Raw genomic sequence first — 11,261 nt, forward strand, 5'->3', positions numbered from 1 at the left:
TAGCAATTATAAAGTTAGCTCAAGGTTACCAAGACCACCCAGATACCTTAGCCCTACTTCAAGAATCGGCTCGCTCTGATAAACATTCGTGGGTGCGAGGTGAAGCAATTAAACAGTTAGCTCAAGGTTACCAAGACCACCCAGATACCTTAGCCCTACTTCAAGAATCGGCTCGCTCTGATACTGATTCGGATGTGCGAGGTGAAGCAATTAAACAGTTAGCTCAAGGTTACCAAGACCACCCAGATACCTTAGCCCTACTTCAAGCATGGGCTCGCTCTGATAAAAATTCGTGGGTGCGACGTACAGCAATTGTACAGTTAGCTCAAGGTTACCAAGACCACCCAGATACCTTAGCCCTACTTCAAGCATGGGCTCGCTCTGATACTGATTCGTCGGTGCGAGTTACAGCAATTGAACAGTTAGCTCAAGGTTACCAAGACCACCCAGATACCTTAGCCCTACTTCAAGAATCGGCTCGCTCTGATACTAATTCGTGGGTGCGAGTTACAGCAATTGAACAGTTAGCTCAAGGTTACAAAGACCACCTAGATACTTTACCCCTACTTCAAGAATTGGCTCGCTCTGATACTGATTCGGATGTGCGAGGTATAGCAATTGAACAGTTAGCTCAAGCTTGGCACAATCAGCCTTGGTTATGGGAATTTTTACGCGATCGCACTCTCCATGACCCTTTTGAGCGTAAGAAATTATGGGATGACAATCCTCGACAAGCAGCCCTTAAGGCCATCCTGGAATATTATCCTAACCATTCCCAAATCCAATCCTTATTGCAGGATAGAGCAGACCATGACTCCGATCCTAAACTGCGGGAGTTTGCTCAGGACGAATTAGCCAAATTGAGGCAAGAGGCAAGAGGCAAGAGGCAAGAGTGAAAAAATCCTGTGTACCTAATAGTTATGAAAAACGCTGTAGAAGGTTTTCAAACGAGTTGTAAATTCATCGATGGTCGAAAAAGGCAAGAGGCAAGAGGCAAGAGGCAAGAGGGGCAAGATATCCAGAGTTTTTTAGTAAACTAAAAAAAGACTGTATTCGTTTACATCTCAAATGGAAACGCTATATATATACCAGAGTTATGGTTAACAGACAGTAAAAAACTCCCAACGTCAAAAACCTTGGGAGGGTCATTTTAGGTTATATTCAACCCAGTCTAGCATCGGTATTTGATTAGTATGGATCATCAAATTAAGTACCGACATTTGCTTCTAGCCACTTAGCAATGGCATTTTGGCTTTCTTGGTCTGTTGCTAACCTTTCCATCATTACCACAACATCCATTTCTGGGACATCTAGAGAATATCCATTTACTTCAAGGAAAGTTGCCATCACGGCGAAAGCGACCCTTTTATTGCCATCTATAAAGGGATGGTTTTTTGCCAAACCATATCCATAGGCTGCTGCTAAATCAAATAAGGTTGGTTGACCATAGACAAATAGATGTCTAGGTCTGGCTAAACTAGCCGATAGCAGATTTTCGTCCCGAATCCCTGGACTTCCCCCATGTTGTGCAATTTGATCAGCATGAATAGCTCTAGTTATAGCTTCCGATATCCACAGCGGTTCCCTCACTTAGCCAGCTCCCTCAAGGCATTTTCATACCTCTTGCTGACTTTCTGATAAGCTGCCATTACCTTTTCAAACTCAGGATCTTTCGTGGTGATTTCAACACCATCAGCGGTTTGTGTGATAAATACAGTATCTCCTTCAACAACATTCAGCTGTTGTAGGATCTCTTCAGGTAGAGTTATGCCTAGGGAATTCCCAATTTTATTAATTGTGAGCTTGTACATATTGTAAAGGGAGTCGGGAGTCGGTAAAAATCCTATATTCTATTATAGCGTTTTTCGCAGTTATGAGGTACATACAGTATTCTTTGACTTTAATTCCCTTTCTTGATGCAGCACATCCCTATTCCTTATTCCATCTTCCATCTTCTCTGTTCCCTGTTCCCTGTTCCCTGTTCCCTAAAATCCAGAAATTGTGTACCTCATAGCTATGAAAATTGCTATATTATATATATATCATTACTATAAAAACCGCTATATAATATTCCCTATTCTTTCTCCCCACACTTCCCACACTTCCCGCGCCCCCGCCCCAAACTCTTCCCCCTACTCCCGATTCCCTACTCCCTATCAACGCGACAAAATCAAATTCAAAACATTCAACTCATTAGATGTCAACAAATACTTATCCGTAAACATCTTTGCTCTGAGTTGCTCTAGGGAATAGCTGTTAAATACAATAAACGGAAAATCTTGATACTCGTGACCAATGGGTAAAACATTATCAACCGGGTAAAATGTGCGAATATAACTACTCATAATCTTCCGAAATCGAGCATCTTCCGGTTCTTCCGGTTTAGAATCAAAATATTTCTTCAAAGCCTCTCCAGCAATAAAGGTAAATAAGGGCAACGCATAATATTGGTCAAATCCTTTAGATTTCTGCTCAAACCATTGGGTTTTAGGAGCTGAATTGCCTAGGGTTTCCAGTAACTCTATGCCATCCTTAAGCCCAGAGCGTAGGTTTTCTGGATAAGACTTACTGGCACTCATTTTACCCATAGTTTCCAACAGCTCATTGGTAATATATCTCACTAGTTTTACCAAATTGATCTGATAGGTTTCCTGTAATCCATTAGCAATCGGTACCACCAGCAAGGCACCACTAATGTAAGCTGTCTCAATAGCGCCTAAGTTTAGTAATTTATCCAACCCATGGTTAACCAACTGATTAAATTGGTTATTGAAAGACTCTACTAAAGAAATATAATTGGATTCTGCTGTATTCTTAACTAAAAACTCCGCTTGATTAAGTAAATCCTTTAGTTTAGTAGACACTTCCTCTAAAGGGTCATCCCATGGTTTCCGCTTATATTCATTCTTCAGCTCACGGATCAGATTAGCAATCTGAGCACTAAACCTATTCCCTACGGCTGAAATCGACTTACCTCCAATGGGAATTATCAAGAAATTGTCCCGACCAATCTGTCCATAGCCCTGGATGCGAGTCATGATCGACCCTTTCAACAGTAAGAGAATATTCAACAGACTCAGCACACTTTCCTTGATAAACAACTGCTGTTGCTGGTCATCCTCAGCATCATAATAAACAGAACGCTCAGCTAAATAGAAAATAAGTTCTTTATCTTGATTGTCTAGAGTCTTAACTACTCCATCGTCTTCATACTGACCACGACCTCTGTAAATTACTTGAATCACTTCCATCAGGTTATGCTCAATCTCGAACCGAGGGATTTCCACCAGGATATGCTTAGCCTTGGGAAAGGATAGACCTCGACTCCCGGAAGCAGTCATAAACACCACCTTTACCTGATTTTTATACTGCTGGATTTGCTTCTTTTCGTATTCAGATATATTAGCATGGATTTCCAGATAATCCTGATACTTGGTAAACTCCCCTAGCTCCTTTCTAATGCTGTCAATTAGTTGCGCTAATCTCTGCTTATCCTGGATATAGACCAGTATTTGCTCAACATCAGACCGATTCATTAATGCCTGGATATCTTGAAAAATTGTTTTTTGAAGAGATTTTCCTAAAATATCCTGTTGCTTTAAATTAGCTTCTTCACTAAATCGACAAGACTCCACCAAAACCTTGTAAGTGATAGATAATTTGCTAGCTGGATAGGAATTAGCATTGATAACCGTTGCCTCTAAACCCTTAAATTTAAACCGTTGCCGTGAAAGGGGTAATCCCAAACCAGAATTTGCCGAATTTCCCACACTCCGGAAGTAAATCTTATCCGGTTCCGATGAAATGTCAGATAAATGTTGGTCAATTACCCCTGGATCAACAATGGAAGCATCTGCTACAATTACCTTAGTGTTAAAGCCATGGCCATTATTGATCAATTTATAGTTAGATAGTATCCTGTGAATACCATTTAAAAACTCAACTCCGCCATCATCCCCAGTTATCTCATCGATCATTATAAATAAATGCTTGATTCTGCTAGATATAGCCTGCATCTTAGCAGGAATAACCAACCCTTCTCCTTTGTTGTAAGCGTTTCTGAAAATTTTTTCAAAATGCTCTAAGGTGTTGCCCCTCGGAGTTGCTTTCAAAGACTGGATAGACACCGTAGCAACAATACTATTAGACGTCTGCTCATCCACAAGGCAATAGATGGCTTCACAAATACTACTTAAAACTCCTTTAGACTTTTTGCCACGGTCTTGAATTTCCTCATCCGTTAATCGCTTCAGCTTATTCGAGCGCCTTCCCGATGGTTGAATCGTTCTACTATCGAAAAAATCAACATCTTTGATATTAAAATCGTCTTGACACTCATTCCAGAGGTATTGGACAGTGTAGCGTCCAAAGTTGTCGGAAATTAAATTAGCATTAGTGTTGATAGCGATTAGCTGATTATCGCACAACTCTCCGGTAGCTGAGTCTTTAAACTTCTCGATAATGTCAAGATTGACTTGTTTCCTGGGACTGACGTAGAAAAACAAAAATCCCTCGTCAACATGACCCTTTAAAAATTTTGCGATCGCAGTCGTCTTACCAATGCCTGGATTGCCTGTTAAAAACAGATAGGTCTGGTCAGAAACCAGCGCCTTCGTAATCAATTCCCCATGAGCATCCCGCAAATTCATTGCTGTACTTAACCCGACACTTAATCCCAGTTGCTTGCTTAGATCGGGTGGCACCTGAGCAATAGAATTAACAAACCCCTGGATGTGCTCTTTATGATTTACTTTGGTTATAGTATCTGGTTGGATTGCTAACAAATTATCCACAAACTGCTTACCGTCCTGAAAACTGCGATAAGCATTCCGTTGGATTTGCTTTAACACCTGGTGACGGGCATCCTTAATCTCTTTAGGACTAGAATCATGTTTATAAATCTCGTGACAGGTGTCCAAAACCTCTCGATTCGTCTGGTTTACAGACATAGCACTAATTCCGCGATCGCTATAGCCCACTACATTAGATACTACCGATGTCTGATCCGAGAAAATACCAATCTCTCTCAGGAATTGATTAAAGCTATGAGCATAACTACCGGCCTGAATTAACTTACTAGTTTCCTTATCTCTGAACTTAAATGCAGTAAAATAACTCTTCAGCTCTTTAGCGAACTTAAAATCTAAGTTTTTCGTATCTAAGCGAAGCTTAGAAAAAACACTTTTAGATTTCAAATAGTTAATATCACGAATTAATCCATGCCGGAGAATATCTACATAATTCAAGTTTTCAATATCCGCATCTGTCTTAATCGAAAACACCGATAAATCCACACAAAGCACCCGAAACTCCCTACCGCGATAACTTAGCAGCATCAGAGTATCGGCTTTCAGAAACTCTCCCTTCTTAGAATACTCCCTAATGTAACTGTTCAAATTGTTAGCATTAAAATTATTAACCCGAGCCACAGTATTCCTAGAAGGTCTGGTTTGACTACCTAACTCCTGATCAAATTGAGACAATACCTCCTTATACCATTGATCATCTCCTTTACAATAGGTACCGATACTATTATCATCACAGAAACAGCACTGGTAATAGACAATTTCTAGATGACGCCGCTTATGTTCTTTACTCCAACCGATAGCCTTGAGATAATCCCGAAAGAAGTTCAAACCAGATAAGAAGCCTTTCTGAAGGAAAAACGTACTCCATTTTTCAGCCATCTCTCTTTCCAAAGGACTGATCAGCTTATCCACAATCCGCTGGAGCATATTACGAAACTTCAGTTGCTGCAAATCCTGACAATATAAATTACCAAAATTGTGCTTAATCTTGTTTTGCTCAATGTCAGCTAGAATGCCAATATTAAATCCAACTTCAAAGATGCGACCTAAATCTTCGGCTATTTTAGTCATGTTTTAAAGGGAGTAGGGTGCGTTAATGAAATGTAACGCACCGTGTTGTAGGGTGCGTTAATGAAATGTAACGCACCGTGTTGTAGGGTGCGTTAATGAAATGTAACGCACCGTGTTGTAGGGTGCGTTAATGAAATGTAACGCACCATTGGTATGTTAATTTTTGGTGCGTTACGCTTACGCTAACACACCCTACCACCCAAACCGACTATTCATACCAAATCCCTTGTGGTTTTTCTTTCCTGGTATCCCTTCGCCAATCGGTTGGATAAATCCCCTGAGCGATAAAACGATGAATACTAGAATACTGCCAATCTTGGGGATTTTTGCACAATCCATGATGCACAGGATTATTATGAATATAATCACAATGTAGAGCAAAATCCCGTTCATCCCTGATTAAATGCTCCCAAAAACGGCGTTGCCAAAGATTGCTCTCTCTTCGCTTTTGTCGTGAGGGAGAAACCACTCGATTAATTCCTAATTCTTGTCCATAATGTTTGGTAACATAGGTTTTAATCAATCGCAATCTCACTGAAAAATCCGGATCATCAGGGGGTAAAGTCCATAAACAATGAAAATGGTCTGGTAACAAAACAAAAGCATTAATGGAAAAAGTATATTTTTGCCTTACTTTTTCCATGGCTTCTCTAAGAGCTTTTCTAGCTATATCACTACAAAGCCAAGGATGTCTTTGATAGGTGACTTGTGTGATAAAGTAGCTTCCCCCAGAAACACGAGGTCTTCTATAATTAGGCATTAGCTTACTTGTAGGGTGCGTTAATGAAATGTAACGCACCATTTGTATGTTAATTTTATTAGGAGTAGGGTGCGTTAATGAAATGTAACGCACCATCGGGATGTTAATTTTATTAGTTGTAGGGTGCGTTAATGAAATGTAACGCACCATCGGGAGTAGGGTGCGTTAATGAAATGTAACGCACCATTGTGATGTTAATTTTATTAGTTGTAGGGTGCGTTAATGAAATGTAACGCACCGTTGTGATGTTAATTTTCGGTGCGTTACGCTTACGCTAACACACCCTACTTGATCACTTGATCACTTAATCACGGTGCGTTACGCTTACGCTAACACACCCTACTTGATCACTTGATCACTTAATCACGGTGCGTTACGCTTACGCTAACACACCCTACTTGATCACTTGATCACTTAATCACGGTGCGTTACGCTTACGCTAACACACCCTACTTGATCACTTGATCACTTAATCACGGTGCGTTACGCTTACGCTAACACACCCTACTTGATCACTTGATCACTTAATCACGGTGCGTTACGCTTACGCTAACACACCCTACCACTATTTAATATATTTCTAACTTCAGTTAAAAACGCCAAGCAATTAAAATTCCCCTGACCTCTCATATGATTAAACAAGGACAAAGCCCCAACGGAATAATCCCCAATCAGATTTTCGTAAGGGTCTAACTTAAAGCTAATCTCTCTTGCCTTCTGGTATCGCCAAAAGTGAAACAGACTCAAATACTGAACTATGTCTTGTTTCAGAGGAGTATCATACATCAAACCATTGCGAATATCTTGATCATCCAGTATCCCCTCATAGATATTCAACAACGTCGCATAAGAAATCACTCCATTATAATTGCGCTGCTCCCCTGGCACCTCAATGCCATTAAAAAGATTAAAAAACACCACCGATTGCTTACTTTCCTCTGCCATTAATTTAGTCAACTTCTCCGTATCCTGAATATACAACGAACTGGCCCCAATTTTTTTTAGCTTTACCACATAGTACTTATCAAAAAATATTGGATAGATTTTGATATCCTTATGCTCCCCTTTTAAAGCACGGATAACATCCTTGGACATAAAGAATAATCCATCATCATCCTGAGACTGAGTCATATGTAAAGTACTGGTATAGGGAGCCTTAGCCACATAGATAAAATGTTTGTATCCGTTTTTATCATAAAGCTTGGTAACTTGATCAATTACAACCGTTGGTTCCTGAAACAATCGTTGGTGGTCATAATTACCAGAGAAAGTGGTCAGTAACTGTAACCTGACTGCACCATCATTTCGACGGATTACTCCCACCACTTCTCCCATCAAGTTCGATCGTTTGTGCCGACTCCCCCATTTGCTATCACTTTCCCGACTGGAAACTACAATAATTGCTAACTTCTCCAATGGCTGATAGCCTTGGGGATAGTGTAAGGGCTGATTGAAACGAAACCTTTTCGGCAATACCGAGTAGAGAGAGGTCATCACATTAGGAATTTTATAAGAACTTAAATCCCTGATATCAATTCCTTGAGTATTCGACCGATGTTTCTGATTCAGTAAATGAGACAATACCATACACAACGATAGCAAAAATTTTTCGATGGGAGCCTCATCCTCCTTATTACTCAGATGCAATCGTAAAATCGGAATAAATAAACGCTTTTGCTCCTGCAACAGCAGTCTCAAACAGATATAAGCCAGCAAAGCAAAAGTAAACCGATAAACAAAAGCCCCTTGGGAGTCTAAAGGATTATTCTTGTCTATTTTATAGGGAAACAGCATTAACTTATGCTGCTTAAAACACTGGTTGTATATGTCTGTAGCCCTATTGTCTCTTGGTACCAATAGTATCGGGAGCGCTTTAATCCCAGTGATGTCATCATACTCCATACTGAAGGATTGCTGCTCATCCTCAGCACAATAGCGAATATCACTAATTCTGATATTCGCTTCCAGACTACAAACCGAATCTCCGCCAGCATTTGCCTCTCGAATCGATAGATACTTCAGAACGTTTTTGGGATTACCTCCCAAAACCTCCTTAAACAAAGTCTGCCTAGTCTGAATATTACTAATATCGTTTTCTAAAATGCCTTTTTTTACAGAAATATGGAGAGGATACCCTGGGCTTGATAACCTAGTCTTGTATTTTATAGTATTTGTCAAACAGTCTTTTAGCTGATCAATTTTAGACTGAACATTATACTTATCGAACCCTTTGATGATTCCTCTAAACATGTCCTGCTTCTCACTGTCCTTCGATTCTCGTAGCCTGGGCAAAACCTTTTCCTCAAAGGCATTAATAGGATCGTACTTTAGGTCAGACGTAGGAGTATAGCCGGGATCAGAGGGGTCATTACCAGCAAACACAAAGTAGTACAAAAACACAATAGTCAAAACTTTTCTAGCAAAAGCTTCTCGTTTTGAAACATCTTTCAGTAACTCTTGATGCTCCTGACTATCGGGATTAATCAGATTAAGCGAATACTCAAAAACCCGTTTACTACCATGAGCATGAACCTTACCATCCAACTTGAGCTTAAGTCCAAAAATAAACTGTAATTCTCCCCACCCTTCATCGGTACTTTCTCCCAAGTATCCCTCTATTATCGGAATAATTGGCAACCGATTAAAGGCATCTGCCCTCGAAAAAACGTCTCTGTAGTTAACCGATACCTCAGCATAATTAACCAAGTACTCCCCATCTGCCTTATTGATATCATTGATGTAGTGATTAATCAGCTTAAGTCGGCGAATCAAATCCTCCAGATAGATAGCAGCTTTAGCATTACCAGGACTAGCACTAGTATTAATCGCTCTTTTAAGAATCTCTAAGTAATGAATCTGGGCTTGTTTCTTAAGTTGGCCAAGAGTTTCCGTATCCGCAATGTGCTTCAGTCGGTAAAAATCAGATTTAGGGTCTTTTTCTAGATCATCAACAATATCATAGAGCTCTTCGCGGTCGCTTTCACTAACCCCAGCAAACTCAGTATTAATATAATTGATCAATCCATTTCTCAGTTCACTATTAAACTCAGCACTATTTAGCACCGTAATCGTGATCTTGTGAAATTTTAGCAAATCCCTACTGTGATCAGCAGTTTTATTTACACTTAACCGTTGCTTTCGTAAACCAGGATAGTTACCAAAAGGATAAGTAAAATCTAATTTTGGCGTTTTTCCTTGGAAATCTGTTAAACTAGTAACTAAATTAGAAACAAACTGATCAATAGACCGATTGTCTGGCAGCTCAAGCAGCACAGACTCCAGTAATTCTTGTAAGCGAGTTCTAATTTTCCAAACTTGATCAGGAAAGTTGTCGGAAAAACCAGGAGTAAAATTAACCGTAGCACTACGAGCATAATGAGCAGACCCCCCCAAAGGATCATGCACCGACAAAGCAGCCACCTGAGTTGCGATACTATCAATATCGATGACTAACTGTTTGCGATCGCTTGCCAGCCTAAAAGGATTTTTAGTCTGCTCAGACCGTAGTACCTTCAAAATCTTATTCAGTAAGTCGCTGTAATCCGTCTTAACCAAGTCATTGTCATCCGGTCTTAAAACATTGACCATGTTATTTACTCCAAAACCCATCTCTTCACACTACTCCCTATAGATGGCAGGTGTTAATGGGGAGATTACGGACAGGGAATAGGGAGTAGGGAGTAGGGAGTAGGGAGTAGGGAGTAGGGAGTAGGGAGTAGGGAGTAAGCATTCAGCTGTCAGCGGTCAGCTTAATACTTCAAATAAATTTGAAATGGGAGAATTTAAGAGTTCAATATTTTATCGAATTCGCTGATAGCTGATTAGCTGATAGCTGATTAGCTGATAACTGATAACTGATTACCTGATAGCTGATAGCTGTTCGCGAAGCGTGGCCAAAGGCCTTTAGCTGATAGCTGATAGCTGATAGCTGATAACTTACTATAAAAAACGCTATAAATAATAATAAGATTAGGCGGAATACTTATGAAAGCAATTCTATACACACAATACGGATCACCCGATGTTCTGAAGCTCAAAGAGATAGAAAAACCCATCCCTAAGGAGGATGAAGTATTAGTAAAAATTAATAGCGCATCCGCCAATGCAGGTGACTGGCATTTACTAAGAGGAAAACCCTTCTTGATCCGCATCATGGGCTTTGGGCTTCTAAAACCAAAAAACCAGATATTGGGAGCAGACATAGCAGGGCGAGTTGAAGCCGTTGGCAAAAACGTAGAGCAGTTTAAGCCAGGTGATGAAGTATTCGGGGACCTATCCGAGTGTGGTTTCGGGGGTTTTGCCGAGTATGTATGTGCTAGGGAAAGTGCATTAGTCTTGAAACCCACCAATATCACCTTCGAGGAAGTGGCAGCAGTACCCGCAGCCGCACTCACCGCCCTGCAAGGTCTTCGGGACCAAGGACAGATTCAGCCAGGCCAAAAGGTTTTGATTAATGGTGCCTCTGGTGGTGTCGGTACCTTTGCCGTCCAGATTGCCCAATCCTTCGGAGCCGAAGTGACTGGGGTGTGCAGCACCAGGAATTTAGACATGGTGCGCTCCATTGGTGCAGACCATGTTATTGATTACACTCAAGAAGATTTCACCAAAAATGGTCAGCATTA

General features: G+C 40.5%; 8 protein-coding genes. 2 read left to right on the top strand and 6 right to left on the bottom strand.

The features are described 5' to 3' along the window. On the top strand, positions 1 to 896 hold an 896-nt coding region (locus tag F6K20_RS09205; protein WP_287294491.1), incomplete at its 5' end, for a HEAT repeat domain-containing protein. Between the two features lie 310 nt (positions 897 to 1,206). Here the strand turns inward: F6K20_RS09205 and F6K20_RS09210 are convergent. The 6 genes from F6K20_RS09210 to F6K20_RS09235 all read right to left on the bottom strand — a co-directional run bounded on the left by F6K20_RS09210 (position 1,207) and on the right by F6K20_RS09235 (position 10,643). After that, entirely contained in the window at positions 1,207 to 1,590 is a 384-nt protein-coding gene (locus tag F6K20_RS09210) for a type II toxin-antitoxin system death-on-curing family toxin (protein ID WP_008185843.1), read from the bottom strand. Continuing rightward, a complete protein-coding gene (locus tag F6K20_RS09215) occupies positions 1,587 to 1,811 on the bottom strand; it encodes an AbrB/MazE/SpoVT family DNA-binding domain-containing protein (protein ID WP_008185840.1) in 225 nt (74 codons plus the stop codon). Before F6K20_RS09215 ends, F6K20_RS09210 begins: the two co-directional genes overlap by 4 nt. Positions 1,812 to 2,156: 345 nt before the next feature. Next, positions 2,157 to 5,879 carry a helicase-related protein gene (locus F6K20_RS09220; protein ID WP_071105542.1) on the bottom strand — a complete coding sequence of 1,241 codons (3,723 nt, stop codon included), beginning with the start codon at positions 5,877 to 5,879 and terminating at the stop codon, positions 2,157 to 2,159. Positions 5,880 to 6,087: 208 nt separating this feature from the next. Continuing rightward, positions 6,088 to 6,639: an REP-associated tyrosine transposase gene (locus tag F6K20_RS09225; RefSeq protein WP_071105543.1), complete on the bottom strand. Its 552-nt coding sequence runs from the start codon at positions 6,637 to 6,639 to the stop codon at positions 6,088 to 6,090. 549 nt (positions 6,640 to 7,188) lie between these two features. Beyond that, positions 7,189 to 10,227, bottom strand: a complete 3,039-nt coding sequence (locus F6K20_RS09230) for a hypothetical protein (RefSeq protein WP_287294497.1) — start codon at positions 10,225 to 10,227, stop codon at positions 7,189 to 7,191. 248 nt (positions 10,228 to 10,475) lie between these two features. Next, positions 10,476 to 10,643, bottom strand: a complete 168-nt coding sequence (locus F6K20_RS09235) for a hypothetical protein (protein ID WP_287294499.1) — start codon at positions 10,641 to 10,643, stop codon at positions 10,476 to 10,478. Between F6K20_RS09235 and F6K20_RS09240 the strand changes: the two genes are divergently transcribed. Next, on the top strand, positions 10,624 to 11,261 hold a 638-nt coding region (locus F6K20_RS09240), incomplete at its 3' end, for an NAD(P)-dependent alcohol dehydrogenase (protein ID WP_287294501.1). The genes F6K20_RS09235 and F6K20_RS09240 overlap by 20 nt on opposite strands.

Origin of the sequence: Moorena sp. SIO2C4 (assembly GCF_010672485.1) — a bacterium.
Lineage (GTDB): Bacteria > Cyanobacteriota > Cyanobacteriia > Cyanobacteriales > Coleofasciculaceae > Moorena > Moorena producens.

Bases quoted from the DNA above. Each gene is read 5' to 3' on its own strand.
- F6K20_RS09215 (WP_008185840.1), bottom strand. From the start codon at position 1,811: ATGTACAAGCTCACAATTAATAAAATTGGGAATTCCCTAGGCATAACT.
- F6K20_RS09230 (WP_287294497.1), bottom strand. From the start codon at position 10,227: ATGGTCAATGTTTTAAGACCGGATGACAATGACTTGGTTAAGACGGAT.
- F6K20_RS09225 (WP_071105543.1), bottom strand. From the start codon at position 6,639: ATGCCTAATTATAGAAGACCTCGTGTTTCTGGGGGAAGCTACTTTATC.
- F6K20_RS09220 (WP_071105542.1), bottom strand. From the start codon at position 5,879: ATGACTAAAATAGCCGAAGATTTAGGTCGCATCTTTGAAGTTGGATTT.